12 protein-coding genes, 1 tRNA gene and 1 pseudogene are annotated in these 16,713 nt (G+C 52.4%); 2 read left to right on the top strand and 12 right to left on the bottom strand.

All coding sequences use genetic code 11. From position 1 onward, the window contains the following. Window positions 1–326 precede the first annotated feature (326 nt). Window positions 327–1,919 (top strand): annotated as a pseudogene (gene argS, locus ACQ76X_RS13425) (arginine--tRNA ligase domain-containing protein); the annotation flags it as partial. Window positions 1,920–2,305: 386 nt separating this feature from the next. On the opposite strand, the gene ACQ76X_RS13430 reads toward argS, so the two are convergent. Both ACQ76X_RS13430 and ACQ76X_RS13435 read right to left on the bottom strand, forming a co-directional pair. Beyond that, window positions 2,306–2,379, bottom strand: a tRNA-Arg gene (locus ACQ76X_RS13430). 279 nt (window positions 2,380–2,658) lie between these two features. Next, window positions 2,659–3,009: a hypothetical protein gene (locus tag ACQ76X_RS13435; RefSeq protein WP_038595886.1), complete on the bottom strand. Its 351-nt coding sequence runs from the start codon at window positions 3,007–3,009 to the stop codon at window positions 2,659–2,661. Window positions 3,010–3,208: 199 nt separating this feature from the next. On the opposite strand from ACQ76X_RS13435, the gene asnB reads away from it, so the two are divergent. Then, window positions 3,209–5,053: an asparagine synthase (glutamine-hydrolyzing) gene (asnB, locus tag ACQ76X_RS13440; RefSeq protein ID WP_438494458.1), complete on the top strand. Its 1,845-nt coding sequence runs from the start codon at window positions 3,209–3,211 to the stop codon at window positions 5,051–5,053. Window positions 5,054–5,155: 102 nt separating this feature from the next. Here the strand turns inward: asnB and ACQ76X_RS13445 are convergent, their stop codons facing one another. The 10 genes from ACQ76X_RS13445 to ACQ76X_RS13490 form a co-directional block, all read right to left on the bottom strand. Continuing rightward, window positions 5,156–5,992, bottom strand: a complete 837-nt coding sequence (locus ACQ76X_RS13445; protein ID WP_438494460.1) for an aldo/keto reductase — start codon at window positions 5,990–5,992, stop codon at window positions 5,156–5,158. 289 nt (window positions 5,993–6,281) lie between these two features. Beyond that, window positions 6,282–6,737: a cupin domain-containing protein gene (locus ACQ76X_RS13450; protein ID WP_076110749.1), complete on the bottom strand. Its 456-nt coding sequence runs from the start codon at window positions 6,735–6,737 to the stop codon at window positions 6,282–6,284. 109 nt (window positions 6,738–6,846) lie between these two features. Then, entirely contained in the window at window positions 6,847–7,782 is a 936-nt protein-coding gene (locus ACQ76X_RS13455) for an SPFH domain-containing protein (protein ID WP_341095903.1), read from the bottom strand. Next, window positions 7,782–8,216, bottom strand: a complete 435-nt coding sequence (locus ACQ76X_RS13460; protein ID WP_342437014.1) for an NfeD family protein — start codon at window positions 8,214–8,216, stop codon at window positions 7,782–7,784. The genes ACQ76X_RS13455 and ACQ76X_RS13460 overlap by 1 nt, the downstream gene beginning before the upstream one ends. A gap of 326 nt (window positions 8,217–8,542) precedes the next feature. Next, window positions 8,543–10,453 carry a glycosyl hydrolase family 18 protein gene (locus tag ACQ76X_RS13465; protein WP_438494462.1) on the bottom strand — a complete coding sequence of 637 codons (1,911 nt, stop codon included), beginning with the start codon at window positions 10,451–10,453 and terminating at the stop codon, window positions 8,543–8,545. 520 nt (window positions 10,454–10,973) lie between these two features. Further along, window positions 10,974–12,563, bottom strand: a complete 1,590-nt coding sequence (locus ACQ76X_RS13470) for an FAD-dependent oxidoreductase (RefSeq protein WP_438494464.1) — start codon at window positions 12,561–12,563, stop codon at window positions 10,974–10,976. After that, window positions 12,560–13,489 (bottom strand): ROK family protein, encoded by a 930-nt coding sequence (locus ACQ76X_RS13475; RefSeq protein WP_438494466.1) that lies wholly within the window; start codon window positions 13,487–13,489, stop codon window positions 12,560–12,562. Before ACQ76X_RS13475 ends, ACQ76X_RS13470 begins: the two co-directional genes overlap by 4 nt. Before the next feature lie 72 nt (window positions 13,490–13,561). After that, entirely contained in the window at window positions 13,562–14,389 is an 828-nt protein-coding gene (locus ACQ76X_RS13480; protein ID WP_438494468.1) for a MurR/RpiR family transcriptional regulator, read from the bottom strand. Then, entirely contained in the window at window positions 14,367–15,077 is a 711-nt protein-coding gene (locus ACQ76X_RS13485; RefSeq protein WP_379146024.1) for an N-acetylmannosamine-6-phosphate 2-epimerase, read from the bottom strand. Before ACQ76X_RS13485 ends, ACQ76X_RS13480 begins: the two co-directional genes overlap by 23 nt. A gap of 24 nt (window positions 15,078–15,101) precedes the next feature. Beyond that, entirely contained in the window at window positions 15,102–16,649 is a 1,548-nt protein-coding gene (locus tag ACQ76X_RS13490; RefSeq protein WP_438494470.1) for a DUF4127 family protein, read from the bottom strand. Window positions 16,650–16,713 lie beyond the last annotated feature (64 nt).

Genomic DNA, 16,713 nt, shown 5'->3' on the forward strand with positions numbered 1-16,713 from the left:
TAATGAAAACAAGGAATAGCTCTGCCCTGGAACTGCTCCTTGTTTGATTCAACTATCGTTCTCCTTTCACTCAATGATTTACTTTGTTTCGGACGAATCAGATTGTTCTCTATGGAGGACTTCATGCGTTATTTTCGATTGGTCCTGTATTCGAAACAGCCATAACCCTCCCCCTTTTTTAATAGTCTTTATTTGACACCATTCAAAATTCAGGAATAGCTTCCTTTTGTGCATTTGAAATAAAAAGGGAGTATATAGTATTTTTGTCGAATTTGCAGTAATAAACATATGAGAAGTAATGAATACAAACAAGTGTTTCCTGTCACGTCAATGTATATAAATCGATGCATATTGGACATCTGAGAAACTCCTGTATTGGAGATGCGCTGGTTAGGATTTTGAAAAAAACAGGTTACAACGTGGAAGTGCACAACTATGTGGATGACCTTGGCAATCAGCTGGCAGATACGGTGGTCGGGCTAATGAATGTGCCGCTCGCGGGTGAACATGTCCGCTTCGGTGATTATTGCTGGGATATCTACGCCGGAATCAATAAGGAATACGCATTGCATCCTGAGACGGTCCATAAACGGACGGAGATTCTCCACGCATTGGAAGAAGGGAACGGCAATACCGCTTGGCTCGGCAGCCTTGTGGCTGAACGGATTGTGAGAGAGCATGTTGAGGAAATGAAAAACTTCGGCATCACCTACGATTTGCTGGTGTGGGAGAGCAGTATTTTAAAAGAGGGATTTTGGTCCTCTGCTTTTGCGCTGCTGGAACAGACGGCCGTTTTTGTTCAGGAAACCGAGGGCAAGCTGGAGGGATGCTGGATTCTGAAGCAATCGGCAACAGAAGGCACAGGGGCGGATTCAGAGGAACATCAAAAAGATAAGGTGCTGGTGCGCTCGAACGGGATTTTAACCTACACCGCCAAGGACATTGCCTATCATCTCTGGAAATTCGGACTGCTGGACAAAAACTTCTCCTACAGCGAGTTTAATGCAGGCATTTGGACGACGGGTCCAAGTGGACAGCAGATGCCTTTTGGAGAGGCAGATATGGTGGTTAACGTTATTGATTACAGACAGGAGTATCCGCAGGCGATGGTGAAGCAGGCTTTAGAGGTATTGGGATATGCCGGGCAAGCCGAGAAGCTTCATCATGTAAGCTATGGCGTGGTTTCTCTTAGTCCGGCTTTCGCCGCTGAACTGGGGATCGATACCTCGGACGGCAAAACCTCTTACGCCATGTCCGGCCGTCAGGGCATCGGCATCAAGGTCACCGAGCTGGTGCAGCTCATGGAGAACACCATTGAAGCCACCCGCTCCGACAAAAACGGCCTGTCCAGCCGGCTGATCGCCACAGCTGCAATCCGTTACTATCTGCTGCGTTTCAATCTGGGGACGGAGATTGTGTTTGATTTCAAGCAGGCGACCGAGATTTCCGGCAATACCGGCGTATACCTGATGTATACCTATGCACGTGCGGGCAGTGTGCTCAGTAAAGCCGCTGGAATGGAAGCAGGAGCCGTATTGGGAGCAGCGGCAGCTGCAACGTTGAAGACGGATGCAATGGCGGTAAATACGGCGGCGGATGGGGCAGCGGATGCGGCATCAGAACCAACTGCGGTGCCGGATTTCCCGGCCCCACTGGACAAAGCGGAGCTTGCCCTGCTGAGACATCTCATCATCTGGCAAGACACCTTATACAGCGCAAGCATCGAGCTGACGCCAAATACAATCTGCAACTACGCACATACTCTGGCCTCGCTGTTCAATAACTTTTATTCCGCCTGCCCGATTCTCAAAGGGGATCCATCCACCATCCGCTTCCGTCTCTGGCTTACTTCGACATTCCAGGAAACGCTCGGCGAAGTGCTTGAGGTGCTTGGCCTGCCGAAGCCGGAGCGGATGTAACCGAGGAAGTAGCAGACTGTAGAGCGGGTATTAATCAAGAGCAAGCCGGTCTATGCAATAAGCACGGATATCACTTCATCACTGAGATATAAGCTTAATTGCACTGTGTACAGCTAAAACCCAAGAAAATCACTCCTCATGGGATTTAGTTGTATGCGGTACAGCTAAAAACCTCCCAATTCATCATTGGGAGGGATATGGACAAATATAAATGTATAGAGTGCAATTAAGTTACTTCGCTCCCGATTATGAGCACTTTTAGCTGCACAAAATACAACTAAACTTCAGTTGTTCGCAACTGCGGTGGATGCTCCAACGCCCCCCACAGGTTTCTCTCCCCCCCAGACGCACAAACAGCCTTCCCGAAGGAAGGCTGTTATGTGTGACGTCCCGGAAGGGATTCGAACCCCCGACCGTGCGCTTAGAAGGCGCATGCTCTATCCAACTGAGCTACCGGGACAAAAGTGAAGTAATTAATTCCTAAAACATATGTATTCACGCAACGTTCTCTATTATACCGCATTCAGATTTTTTTTCAAGGCTGCAGCAATATAATTTACTAAAATGCGGCGAAACAGCAACGGTAGCACAGCAGATCAGCCTATCCTCACCAGTCACCCTCCCACAGCATTTCTGTCCCCGGGGCAGAATCAGCGGCGGTCAGCCGCTCACCCAATCCGTTCTACCCCCGGGGCAGACTGCGGCAGTTTTGCCGCATCCAATCGCCGGATTTCAGGAGTCACTTGTGGAAATGCTGTTCCAGCTGCTTTTTCAAGTCGCCGAAGATAAGCAGTTCGCGCTGGAATTTGGAGCGTTCATCCTCGGGGCTCATAATGATACTGCCAGTAAAAGCACTGGCCGTCACATCCTGAAAAGCGTCATGCAAATTGTTATCAAACCAATCGGTCGCAGTATTTGCGTCATTCGTCAGAATGCGCACAATTTCATAACCTTCCTCGCGCTGGTCTTCAACAATGTACACCAAAAGTGCGGAATCGCCTACAGCTCCCGGCAATACACCCACTTCTGCACAAGGCGCGCCGTCATATTCGGTCATTCTGCGGATTTTGGCGTCTTTAATATAATACACTTGTCATCCATCCCTCCTGGCAAATTTCCCTCTCCCTTAGTGTTCGGATAAGGACATACATTTTATCCCTTCCTTCGGCATATATCTGTATTACTTGGCAAAAAAGAAACAAGAGGATACGGCTGTGCCATCCTTAAAGGAGTTTATGCTAAATTCTTATATTTGGACAACAATCGCACAAAAGAGAGGATGAACCATCATGTGCGGAATAACCGGATTTATCCAGTGGCGCGGCGACCTCACACAGCACTCGCAACTGCTCGTAAAAATGACTGAAACCTTGGGCAACCGCGGGCCGGATGCGGCCGGAACCTGGATTTCAGGGCCTTGTGCCTTCGGTCACCGCAGACTTAGCGTTATCGATCCCGAGAACGGCGCACAGCCTATGATCGCCCGCCATGACGATAAGGTGTACGCTATTGTGTACAACGGCGAATTATATAACGCCCCCGAGCTCAAAAAGGAACTGAAACAGCGGGGACACCATTTTCTCACCGAGTGCGACACCGAAGTTCTGCTGCACGCCTATATGGAGTGGGGACCGGACTGCACCGGGAAGTTGAACGGAATCTTTGCATTTGCCGTCTGGGACGGCCTGCGGGACCAGGTATTTTTGGCACGCGACCGCCTGGGTGTGAAACCTCTGTTCTATAGCCGGGTGGACGATGTTTTTGTCTTCGGCTCCGAACCCAAAGCGCTGCTCCAGCACCCCAAGGTACAACCGAAGGTAGGACCGGAAGGACTGGCGGAAATCTTCATCATCGGTCCGGCCCGCACTCCGGGACATGGGGTATACAAAGATATATTCGAGCTTCGTCCAGGTCATGCCATGATTTATAGCCGGGAAGGCCTGCGCAGCTATGCATATTGGAAATTGGAAAGCAATCATCACACGGAAAATGAAGAAGAAACAGCCGCCAGAGTGCGTGAATTGCTGCAGGATACACTGGAGCGGCAGCTGGTTTCCGATGTTCCGGTCTGCTCCCTGCTGTCCGGGGGGCTCGATTCCAGCGCGCTGACCGCGCTCGCTGTGGATTATTACAACCGCACCGGCCAAGGCCGGGTGGATACCTATTCCGTCGATTATGTCGACAACGATAAACATTTCAAAAGCCACACCTTTCAGCCCGGCGCAGACGGTCCGTGGATTAAGCGGATGGTTGATGAGCTGAACACGAATCACCATTATGTAGCCTTTGATACACCAGAGCTGGTAACGGCGCTGGACAATGCCCTTGAATCCCGCGATTTGCCGGGAATGACGGATGTGGATTCTTCGCTGTATCTATTTTGCCGTGAGATTAAAAAGAACGCGACCGTGGCCATTTCCGGCGAGGCGGCGGACGAGATTTTTGGCGGGTATCCCTGGTTCCACCGGGACGAGATGCTCTCTTCCGGCACGTTCCCCTGGTCGGTAGCCCCCAAAATGCGTGCAGGTCTATTGTCGCCGGAAGTGGGGGAATGGATACGTCCACTGGAATATTTAGGTGACAGATACAGCGATGCGGTAGCGGAGGTGCCGAAGCTTGAAGGCGAGACCGGCAAGCAGGCGCAGATGCGCGTAATGTCCTATCTTAACATCACCCGCTTCATGCCGACACTGCTGGATCGTAAAGACCGGATGAGCATGGGTGCAGGACTGGAGGTCCGCGTGCCGTATTGCGACCACCGGCTGGTCCAGTATGTATTCAACATCCCTTGGGAAATTAAAACCGTAGGCAACCGGGAAAAAGGCATTCTGCGCAAAGCACTCGAAGGCATCCTGCCGGATGATGTGCTCTACCGTAAAAAAAGCCCTTACCCCAAAACCCATAATCCGGCCTATTTAAATGCCGTTCGGACTCAGATGCTGGGCATTCTGGATGATTCCACTTCGCCCATCCTGCCGTTGATTGATGCAGCCAAGATCCGTGAAATCGCTGCCTCTCCCGAATCCTCCAGCAATCTGCCCTGGTTCGGCCAGCTGATGTCCGGCCCGCAGCTGTTCGCTTATCTCGCCCAGGTTAACCTGTGGCTGCGCAAGTATAACGTTTCTATCGGGTAAATGACCGCTAAGCTCTCTGCTGTCTGGTCAGCCAATAACTACAAACAGCAAGCCCCCATCCGGAGGCTTGCTGTTTGTAGTTTCCTATTGTAAGAGGCTTGCTCAGAAATTAAAATTATCCGGGTCCGGACCGAACCTGTGGTTCTGGTTCAGGTTCTCAATCGCCTTAACGTCATCGTCGCTAAGCGTGAAGTCGAAAAATCTGGCGTTCTCTGTGATCCGCTCTGCATGAACCGATTTGGGAATGGTAATGACACCCTGCTGCAGATCCCAGCGCAGTACAATTTGAGCGACAGTTCTGCCATATTTGCCGGCCAGCTCTTTAAGCAGCGGCACATCCAGATTGCCCTGCATCAGCGGACTCCAGGCCTCCAGCTGAATGTCATGCTGGCGTGTATATTTCAGCAGCTCGCGCTGGGTCAAGAGCGGATGGAACTCCACTTGATTGACCACAGGCACCACACCTGTATCGTCGATAATATCCTGCAGATGATGGATCTGGAAGTTGCTCACCCCGATGGATTTCACGAAACCTTCCTTTTGCAGATGAATAAGCGCCTTCCAGCTCTCCCGGTACTTGCCGGCGACCGGCCAGTGAATCAGATACAGATCAATTACATCCAGCCCCAGCTTGCGGCGGCTTACTTCAAATGCTTTCAATGCAGATTCATAACCTTGATCAGGATTGCGCAGCTTGGTCGTAATGAACAGTTCCTCCCGGGGCACTCCGCATTCACGGATGGCTTGTCCGACGCCTTCTTCATTATTGTATCCAGCTGCCGTATCAATGCTGCGATAGCCTGTTTCCACTGCTTCTTTCACCGCGTTGATAACTTCCTCGCCATCTTTGGTCTGCCACACGCCCAGTCCCAGCCACGGCATAGTTACTCCGTCATTTAATGTAGGTCCACCCGAAAACGGTCCGTTCAATTCACTCATCGTTAACCCTCCAAGCCTAATGATATTGATCTAACTACCTTAACCTTAAAAGAGGCCGCATAATCAGCCGATGACCAAAATCAGTATAGCAGATTGCTCCCGCAGGCCAAAATACCGCTCTGCGCCGGTAAAATACAAGTGAAAGCGGCTTCGCCGTCCTCAAAAGGACGGTATCCGTTTCAGCGAGAAATAGAAGGATAATTTATAGCATGAAGCATATAGATGCTTATATTTGATCAAAAAATAAGTGCAGTCTGCGTTCACAGTCTGCACTTATTTTAGAAATCGCTTATTTGTCGATCAGCTTGAAATCGTCAAAATGGAATTCTGGAGATACGATGCAGGAGACCAGCACTGGTTCGTCGCCGAGCACACGGGCCGCCTGCCATACTCCCGCCGGAATAACCACCTGCGGCTGCTGGCCGGCGGCGATGTCGAGACCCAGGATAACCTCGGTAACATCCTCCGGCTTGTCACCGCTGCCTCCAAGGCTTAACACAATCGGACTGCCGGAATGCCACAGCCAGATTTCGGAGGACAGCACCGTGTGCCATTCCGAGGTTTCACCCGGATGAAGCAGGAAATAAATCGAAGAAGCTGAGGCTCTGGAGCCCGAATAGCTGCTTCCCAGTGTTTCTTGCGGGATATCAAAGGATGATTTCCAAAGTCTTTTGTACCATCCGCCTTCAACGTGAGGCTGCAGCCCCAGCGCTTCGACCAGCGGAGAAATTTCTTTTTGCGTCACAGTATCGTCTCCTTAAAGTTTCGCGAAGCAAAACTGGCTTCGTAAGCTTACGCTTAAGTTTTGCTTTTACTTTAACGGAATGTGCCGCAATTGTCTAATCCGCTTCCGTTTATTTGCTCTCCTTGCTCGCCTTGAACACCTCGGCGATAGCCCCGAGACTGCCCAGCGTTTCAACGGCGCTGGTCGGCAGGAACACCTTATTGGCCGGTCCCTTGGCGATTTCGCCTAACGCTTCAAAAGATTGGTAAGCCAGCACACGCTCATCCAGCCCTGCGCTGGCGATCAGTGCGATCCGCGTCTTCTCGGCTTCGGCGACCGCCTGAATCGCTTTGGCCTGGCCCAGTGCTTCCAGCTCCTGCGCCTGGCGGAACCCCTCCGCTTGACGGATACGCGCTTCCTTATCGCCTTCCGCTTTCAGAATCTTGCTCTGCTTATCCCCTTCAGCACGCAGGATCATATCCTGTTTGGCGGCTTCCGCCTCCAGCACAATCGCCCGCTTGCTGCGTTCCGCCTTCATCTGCTTATCCATCGCTTCCTGAATGTCCAGCGGTGGCTTGATATCAATAACTTCCACACGCTCGATCCGCACGCCCCACTTTTCAGTCGCTTCATCCAGAGCCAGGCGGATATCCGAGGAGATTTTTTCCCGGCCGGACAACGTTTCATCCAGCTCCAGCTTCCCGATAATCTGCCGCATCGTAGCTGTGGAAATGTTACGCACACCATATACATAATCGGAAATTCCATAAGTCGCTTCTTCCGGACCAACGACCTGATAGAAAATGATCGTGTCGATCTGCACCTGTACGTTATCCTTGGTGATTACGGTTTGCGGCGGCACATTGGCCTGTTGAATCCGCAAATCATGGTAGGTCCGCACCTGATCAATAATCGGAATCAGAATATTCAGACCCGGTGTAAGCAGCCGGTGGAATTTACCGAGACGCTCCACAACCCCTACCCGCTGCTGCGGTACGATTTTGATCGTAAGCGCGATAAAAACGACGACGACAGCAATAACAATACCGATAATTGCCCATTCCATTAGTACTTATCCCCCCATCGTTCTACTTCGATAATCGTGTTGCCTCTTCGGATGACACGGACTGCCTGATCTTTGCCCAGAGCTTGAACCGAGGTTGCGCTCCAGGTGTCACCACCCACTTTGACTTGCCCGTACTGTCCCGGCGCAATCGGCTCGACGACAATACCTTGTCTTCCGACAATCTCCGTCCCTGTATCCTTAAATCCCCGTGAGTTGCGGAATCTCGCGACCAGAGGTTTGGTGAAAAAGGTTAGGACGAGGGCAACCAATGAACCGACGACCACCTGCAGCAAAATCGCCTCAGGAAACACAAGTGAGATCAGACCAGCCGCCAGAGCACCAATGCTGAGCCAGAGAAGATAAAAAGTAAGCGCAAACATTTCAATCACAAACAGAACGCCGGCTGTAATCAACCAAACTATCCAAGCCTCCATCGGTGAATCCACCACCTTCCGCTATATACTACTATAACGAAAAAAACGGCATAGCGTTGCATTAGTTTTATCAGGGCTGGGACACAGCCATGCTTTTTCATTATATTTCAGCGGATGGAAGGTTATGAGCACCACAATCAGCCTTCTTCATAAAAATCCACATATTTCCCACATTATACAGGAAGACGGGGCTGGTAAATCCGCTGTTTCTGCATTCGATCCGGTGAAGTAATTCTGCTGGTGATTATGACATAATAAAAAAAGCTTGCAGATCGAGGCGCAGCCTTCTCCGCAAGCTTTTTTTACTGTTCAGATGGAATTTAGTGCTAGATCAGCTGCCACAAAGCCTGCGTTACTGCCGGCTCCCAACCTTGCAGCGAGGTATGCGACTGCAGGCAGATGTACGTTTTGCCGCTGTAGCTTACCTTATCGCCTGCTGTATAGGCCACTCCTGCTGCCCAGGCAGATCCCCCGGGCGTTGCCGTCGGGCTTACTGTAGCTGTTGGCACGGGTGTTCCCGTTGGTACTGGCGTTGCTGTAGCCGTTGGCGCTGGCGTAGTGTTGCCGCAGGTGCCAATCACTTTCCAAACCCCGAATGCACCGCTCAGATCAGGGCGTTCCCCCTGTGTCCACCACTGGGCTTCATACAGCACACCTCCATAGGAAGCCTGCTGGCCCTTGGTGTAGATGGTTGCCGCGTTCCAGGCCGCCGCTGTACATTGCCCCGGTGTTGCAGTTGGCGTCGGGGTAACAGTAGCAGTAGGCGTTGGTGTTGGTTTCACAGTAGCTGTTGGTGTTGGTGTCGGAGTCGGTGTAGCCGTTGGCGTTGATGTCGGTTTCACTGTGGCTGTTGGCGTTGCAGTCGGTGTTGGCGTCGGCACCACTCCGCCGCCCAGATCGGTGTTCAGCTTGTTTTGCAGTGTTTTGTTGCGGTCGCCGCTGGTCTCCCAGAACATCGCTCCTGCCAGGCCTTTGGTTTTGATATAGCTGGTTTTATAGCCGATGGACTCGGCGTCATCATAGCTGATGAAGGTTTGTGTAGACGGATTGTAGAGATAAGGAACTTTTGAGGTGTTGTTCCAGTAGCGGGTATAGCCGTTTTTGTTAATATAGTTAGCTTCGAGATCATAGAAATCATAGCTTCCCTTTTCCCATGTGCCTGTGGACGAAATACCGGCGGACACCTGATATTGCCCGTTTCCTGTACTCGGCGCACCACCCCAGCCGCGTCCGTAAAACGGCATGCCCAGGACAAGCTTATTCGCCGGGACTCCGCTTGCGAGATAGCTTGTGACAGCCTTGTCGATATTGTAATTCGCCGGATCGGTCAGACCTGATGAGGCTGCTGCCGGGTCATAGTAGAGCGGGGCATTGTGTCCTGTAGTCGTGTTCCAGCTGCCGTTGAAATCATAGGTCATAATGTTGATCCAGTCGACAACAGCAGCAATGCCGCTAAGGTTGTTATTCTGAACGTAGGCAGGACTTGCACCAGAGGCAATGGTCAGCAGGTAGGTTTTACCGTCAGCGGCTCCGGCCGCATTCAGCTTTTCACGGATTTTCTGCAGCAGCAGTACGTAATTCTGCTTATCCTCCGGACGGTAGCTGTTGCCTGCAAGGCCTCCGCTGACCGGGTATTCCCAGTCCAGATCGACACCATCCATTTGATATTTGCGGATGAAATCGACTGCGGAATTTGCGAATACTTCACGGGTCGCTGCCGTAGCGGCAACATCCGAGAACCGGTTCGACCAGGTCCAGCCGCCGATGGATATCACCGTTTTAAGATTCGGGTTCTTTTCTTTCAGTTTCCATAGCTGCTTCAGGTTGCCTTTAATCGGATCATCCCACTTGTCATCCCCAAAGCTTTTCTGGGCATCAATCCAGGGATCACCCAGCACAATCGTTCCATTCGGAACACTGATCGTTTGGCCTTGCTCATTTTGGCAGGTCCAGGTGACCGGATTGGGTCCGCTCGGGTCAGGATTGCCGTGAACCCCGTTCCAGCATATATCGGCAAACGCATAGTTGATTACATTCATTTTACTGGGATCGATATCCGTTACGTTGTAGGCTCGCCCATAGGCAGCCCAGGAAGCATAATAACCGACGAGCTTGTAGCCCGCAGCCGCATTTGCAGTTTTGACACTGGTGCCTATCGTTGAAAAGAGTGCAATCACAAGAGCAACGGCCATACCAAGCACAAAGGTTTTACGAAATCTGCTGTTTGTCGACCTCATTTCCATTTACCTCCTCGGTTCAATGCATAGCAGTCCTCTTTACAGGCAAAGCTCCCCAAAGTCACCTCCTGGTTCGGATTCACCTTCATCCAGTGTCTCTATCAGATTCATGAGATCAGGATGGTAGATTAAGCACACAAAAAAGCGCAAGATAAAATAATCTGTGCTCTTAATCTTGTATTGCTGTTCATGGGTTGCAATCCCGGTAATGTTGTCCGGGCAAATGCTTATGCCTACAAAATAGTTGGGAGGGATGGTGTACATGGAATAGGAGGATTCATAACATAAGAAGGATGAAGGCAATCTTATTGTCATATAAAGCACAAGATTAAGCTAGGGGGAAATTTCCATAGTCAGGGGGGAATATCATCTAATTTCCAGTTTTTTCGGCAGCAATAACTGTGCCTCTGTCCCCTATTTGAGGAAGGTTTAGAATTCCGGTGACAAAGGCGTTCCCTTACGCTCCGACAGTTCAAGAGTTGATGGTATCCTTTGCCACCAGATGCGATTATCCTGTCACCTACTGCATTTCCAGCTCTGTATCACTCCAGTGAAGCTGGACGCCATGTTCTAGTAAGAGCTGCTGGTAAGCCTTGCGATGGTCATCCGATCCATGAACCTCACGCGGCAGAACTTTATTTGTAATGGCGTAAGAGGCCAGAAGTCCCGCAGCTTCACCAATATTCCATTCGGTTGGATGAAGGCGGTAGCAGCCGTTTGCGATCTGGGTCATTGAGATATTTTTGCAGGCCGGAAGCAGGTTCGTGACGCGAATAGGGATCAGTGAGCCCAGCGGAATTTCATACGGATGATTGGGAATGTAGAACGTGCGCTGGGATACGGTCGTGGGATGAAGATCCAGATGATAGCTCCCAACGCCCACACTGTCCTCATAGCGCATAGGTCCCGCTTCACCGCGCAGCTCCTTGCTCACATCCAGCTCAGTCACCGTGTAGAGTCCGCGGATTCTTCTTGCTTCACGGATGTAGGGAGACTTCGCAAGCCCGTCCTCTGTCCCAAGTACATCTCCCCGCAGCCTCACTCCCGGATACCCCTTCCCGCCATCCAGTCGGGCCGCCTCCGTCTGAAGCCAATAGACAAGTGACAACGTCAGCTGCCTGGCTCCTTTCAAATGCCGTTCCCGTTCCCCGGGAGGCACTCCGATCAGCGGACCGGCATAATAATCGTTCAGCGCCCAGTTCAGCAGGGTGACTTCACCGTCATTGAGCGGCAGGCTCCAGACCGCAGGATCGACAATCCTCCGGTAATCCCACAGCGATACAATCCCCTCTTCATTGGGAAACATGGTGAATTGCTTCAGCTTCGTCGTATCACTGGCATCGGAGGCGTACCAGCTGAGAATGGGATACATTGAAAAGGAAGGCACATATTGAAGCCAGTAGTCATAGTCCTCAGGACGTTCTATCGTAAAATCGCCGCCTGGTACATAATCGACGGCAGCGACATGGGTAATCGACTGCATATCGAGCGGGTCCGCTTCATCCAGCGCATGCGGTTCCCCTGTCTCATGACGTGATTCAGCGCCGCTTCGATACTCCACCCCCGCAAGCGGCAGCAGATCGCCGCATTCCGTCGCATCCAGATAATACGCCCCTTTAAGCTTGATCTCGGTTCCATTCACGGTATGTAAGACCGTCACCGCCGTGACCTCATCGCCTGCCGTCTCAGCATGAACGGGAACCGTATAATAGAGCACTTCAAGCCGTCCCGAATGTACATACGGAGCCAGCATTTCGTGCAGAACGCTGAGTGCAACCTTCGGCTCATGGGCAAGCCGGCTAACCCAGCAGTTCCCCGGATTGAGCAGCGGATTGTTTCTGGCAGACTCCGTAAGCGGATAATTCCGTCTGTAATACTCCCGCACCCTGTTGCGGAACTCCCGGTAGGTAGCCGTGCTGCCGGAGTTCTCGATCCAGCGGTGCTCATCCGGCGGAACCGCCTGCGAGGTCAGCTGTCCCCCCAGCCAATCCGTTTCCTCGGTTAGAATGACGCGCAACCCTGCCTTGGCTGCGGCGAGAGCCGCGGCAGTTCCTCCAAGGCCCCCGCCGATGATGATCACATCACTTTGTTTCACTTGTCCAAATGTCATGCGGTATCCTCCTCCTCATATCCGTCCGGCAACTGCCGGAAGCAATCCAATGCAAGCTTGGCCGCGCCGAAGCAGCCTGCCCGGTTCCCAAGCTCCGCCGCTGCAAGGATGCCGGAAAGTCCCTCGCCTTTCAGCCTGTTTTTTAGCAGCGGCCACCAGACATCCCGGTCATGAATAACCCCGCCGCCAATCACGATAAGCTCCGGATCGAGCGTAGCTCCAATATTGTCCAAGACTACTGCCAAATCAGAGGTGTAGTGTTCGAGAACCTGCAGGGCATCTGGATCACCCCGCCGTGCGTCGCTCATAAGCTCCGCTCCATGTTCATACGCCCGGCCTGTCAGTTCATTTCCGAGCCGCAGCAACGCGGAACCCGAGACGTATTGCTCTACACAGCCCCGGCGGCCGCAATTACAGAGCCGGCCGCCGGGAAACAGGACACTGTGCCCGAATTCTCCGCCGCTCCAGCGCTTTCCCCGGTTAAGCAAGCCCTGGGTCATAAGCGCTCCGCCTACTCCGGTACCCAGCGTGAGCATGACCAGATTGTGCCGTCCGCGGCCGGCTCCCTGCCAAGCCTCGCCCAGCAGTGCGGCGTTCGCATCGTTATCGGCGGCTGCAGGCAATTTGAAGGTATCCTCCACCCAACCGGCAAGCTGAAGCCCCTGCCATCCGGGTAAATTATCGGTGGCATACACCACTTCACCCGTGTCGGTATTTACTCTGCCTGCCGAAGCAATCCCGATGGCCTGAACAGGACAGGCCTTGAGCAGTTCGCGGACCACAGCATTCAGCTTGCCGAGTATTGCCTCCCGGCCCTGCCATGCTTCCGTATCGCGACTGGCTTCCGCCCATACGTTTCCGATCTCATCGAGCACCAGCCCTTTAACGGCCGTCCCTCCGATATCCACACCGATGACCCGTCTCATCCTCGCATCCCTCCCTTTAGCTCTCGTATCTTTCGATGGAGAGCCAGATGTATTGAGGCTGCGGCTGCACCCTCAATAAATACGGTCAATGACAGCTCTTGCCGTCCGTTCCTTCATGTTCTTCGTCTCATCTGTATGCCTTCGTTCCAATCCTTCACAGATCAGGTCGATAATGAACAGCTGGGAGATCTTCGCACCGATGGACCCGCCTTCCAGAGGCGACTCTTTACCGGCAGTGAGAAGAACGATATCAGCAATAGACGCGATGGGGGACTTCGCGTAGTTGGTCATGGCAATGATCTTCGCCCCGTTCTGCTTCGCCTTCATTAACATATCATTGGTATCCAGAGTGCTTCCGGAAACGCTGATGCCGAAGGCGATATCCCCTTTGCCCATCGTTACTGCCATCATCGACTGGATATGGCTGTCCGCTATGGCCTCAACCCGTCTGCCGATACGCAGAAAGCGATTTTTGGCATCCAGTGCGGTAATCGCCGATGAGCCTACCCCAAAAAACTGCACATGGCGCGCCGCATCAATTTGATTAACGGATTCTTCAAGCTGTCCGCGGTCCAGCATGCTCAGGCTGGATTGGAGGACATCAACCATTGATTCGTAAAGATGCGTCGGATAATCCCCGTCTCTGCCTTCACGGCCGGACAAGGCTTGCTGTTTTGGCAGCCCTTGGGCAAGCATAAGCTTGAAATCCTGGTAACCCTTAAATCCGATTTTGCGGCAGAAGCGCATGACCGTGGTTTCACCGGTGCCGGCAAAATCCGCAAGCTCCGTAACCGAAAAATAGATGATATTATCCGGATGCTCAAGCACACAACTGGCCACCTTCTGCTCCGATTTGGTCATGGAAGGATAATACGTATTAATCCGATCCGTCATTTCCATCGTTAACAGCCACCTTTCTAATTGCTGCCATAAATCGCCCGGTAATCAGCTGGGGTCTTGTAATGGCTGAACCCACAACTACCGCATAAGCTCCAAGCTCCAGAGCCTGCTGCACCTGGGCGGGTTCATTCATTCTGCCTTCCGCAATAACCGGGATGGACAAACGATCAACGGCGCTTTGCAGCAGTTCAAAGTTAGGCCCTTCCTGCTGCAGGGAATACGGCGTATAGCCCGAGAGTGTGGTCGAGACGCAGGTGACCCCCAGAGCTTCTGCATGGACAGCCTCCTCCAGAATCGAAATGTCGGCCATCGAAGCCGTGCCGCTCCGGTGCAGAAAAGCGACGATTTGCTCCAAGGTGCTGTCTCCCGGTCTCTTCTGCCTTGTCGCATCAAAGGCGATCATATCGGCCCCGGCCTCCAGCAGTTCGTCAATTTCTCTTAGTGTTGGTGTGATATATACTTCCGAACCCGGATAATCCCTCTTGATAATACCGATAACCGGCAGCGAGACGGCGCTTTTGATCGCCCGGATGTCTGCGGAGCCATTTGCACGGATGCCTACAGCCCCTCCTTCCTCGGCGGCAGCTGCCATGCGTGCCATGATTTCAGCACCATGCAGCGGTTCACCCGGAAGCGCCTGACAGGATACGATTAGTCCATGACGCAGCTTCTGCAATATCGTATTCAGGGTCCCCACCCTCTCTCTAGTAGTCTATTGTTCCTTGGATTCCTCGGCTGGCACAAAGCGAACGGAGAGCCCTACCTCAAACATCCGGTTCCAAGGCATGTAGCAGTCTGTAATCTCTACCTTTCCCCCAGGACTATCAATTCTTGAAGCCAACTCCTGGCGCAGTCGCTGTTCAACCAGAGCCGAGGCCTTTCCCCGCTGCCCGTCAAGCAGATATTTGCCGAAGCCCAGCTCCTGGATTGGACCCTCGCTAAGCTCCCCGCGGACGACTGAGCAATAGCATACATCCTCGGCATACCGGAGACCAAGGAAGTCCAAATGCTCTTTAGTACGCCCGTAATGCAGATAGATCATAGCCTGTGAAATGACCGTCCCCAGCGTGTTGGAGCTTGTATTCCAGGCGGCATAACCTGCGAGTTCAAACAGCATTTCCTTTTCCCGCAGCATTTTGACCAGCTTCTGGTCACCGCCATTGGCATAGCCGACATCGGCAACGGCAACGGGCTTGCCTTTATGTTTCATTATATAGTCGCCGTATTCCACAAGCTCCATCAGGTTCCGGTACACATCATAGCTGAAAAAAGACTGATGCTGCGATACCGCTTCCATCATTGTCTCTCCCGGCGTATTCAGCAGCAGCACAAGATCCGCCTCCTGGGCACTGGAAGCAATCAGGCCTCCTGCGGCGGTGATCTGATACTTCAGCGTTTCATAGAAAAAGCGGTCTTCGAACAACGGGGTGACGAATGCTCCCTGCACCGAAGACAACCTCGGATAAATGAGCGGCACTGATCCTGTAGTTTTATTAATCATCCGTGCCAGCAGCGTGCAGCCCACCTCGTCTGCACCGGGGTACATATAGGCTTTAAGCTCCAAATCAAGCTCCGTAATCCGCGCGCGGACCTTCTGCTGGTCTTTGGCTGTATGCCCGAAGGGTGCCGAGTCATCCTGCGGGAAAATCAGGAACTCGATAATACCTTCCTTCACCAGCTCCAGCACCAGTTTATTCGCTTCAATATTGATGCTGCGCCGTGCGAGGTAATCATCCAGTATTTCCTGCGGAAGCCGGGCTTCAATCTCCGCAAGCTCCTCCAGTTCCTCTCCTGATGCGTTGCCGAGCTCCTTGCGGTGGCCAATAAAACCTTTGCGGAAAATTTCCCGGCCCCAATCGGCATAATAATCCGGCTCTTCGTCGGACAGCGAATACTGCGGGCAGCGCATAATAAGCTGAAATGCATAAATGACCAGCTTCGGGTGCAGCCGTTTGAGATCCCGCAGTTTATCAAGCCTTGCGGCAAGCTCCTCCAGCTGCAAGAGATGCAGTCTGGAGGGGATAATCCCTCCGTACAGCAATGTATCTAAAGCGACCACTGCACCGTCCGCCTGGGAACAGGCCTCTTCAAACCATCTCCATAATCCGTCCGCATCTCCGGGACGTTTCTTCAGTCCCATCAGTTGCATCGGGGGACGCTGCACCTCAAAATCTGTTCCCCTAGCCAACAGAGGGGGGAACTCGTAATTGCAGGGCCGCTCATCCAGCGGCACAAATGCGATTGTGTATGAATTCGCCATTCTTACCCGTCATCCTTTCTATCTGATCATTGAATCCCCCTGCAGGGTCAGCCGGGATCCGTTC

The sequence above is a fragment of the Paenibacillus sp. IHBB 3054 genome (assembly GCF_051594305.1).
GTDB lineage: Bacteria > Bacillota > Bacilli > Paenibacillales > Paenibacillaceae > Paenibacillus_AQ.

What these genes read in the sequence shown, in the direction of transcription:
- asnB (WP_438494458.1), top strand. Translation starts at nt 3,209, where the DNA reads ATGTGCGGAATAACCGGATTTATCCAGTGGCGCGGCGACCTCACACAG.
- ACQ76X_RS13445 (WP_438494460.1), bottom strand. Translation starts at nt 5,992, where the DNA reads ATGAGTGAATTGAACGGACCGTTTTCGGGTGGACCTACATTAAATGAC.
- ACQ76X_RS13455 (WP_341095903.1), bottom strand. Translation starts at nt 7,782, where the DNA reads ATGGAATGGGCAATTATCGGTATTGTTATTGCTGTCGTCGTCGTTTTT.
- ACQ76X_RS13460 (WP_342437014.1), bottom strand. Translation starts at nt 8,216, where the DNA reads ATGGAGGCTTGGATAGTTTGGTTGATTACAGCCGGCGTTCTGTTTGTG.
- ACQ76X_RS13465 (WP_438494462.1), bottom strand. Translation starts at nt 10,453, where the DNA reads ATGAGGTCGACAAACAGCAGATTTCGTAAAACCTTTGTGCTTGGTATG.
- ACQ76X_RS13470 (WP_438494464.1), bottom strand. Translation starts at nt 12,563, where the DNA reads ATGACATTTGGACAAGTGAAACAAAGTGATGTGATCATCATCGGCGGG.
- ACQ76X_RS13475 (WP_438494466.1), bottom strand. Translation starts at nt 13,489, where the DNA reads ATGAGACGGGTCATCGGTGTGGATATCGGAGGGACGGCCGTTAAAGGG.
- ACQ76X_RS13480 (WP_438494468.1), bottom strand. Translation starts at nt 14,389, where the DNA reads ATGGAAATGACGGATCGGATTAATACGTATTATCCTTCCATGACCAAA.
- ACQ76X_RS13490 (WP_438494470.1), bottom strand. Translation starts at nt 16,649, where the DNA reads ATGGCGAATTCATACACAATCGCATTTGTGCCGCTGGATGAGCGGCCC.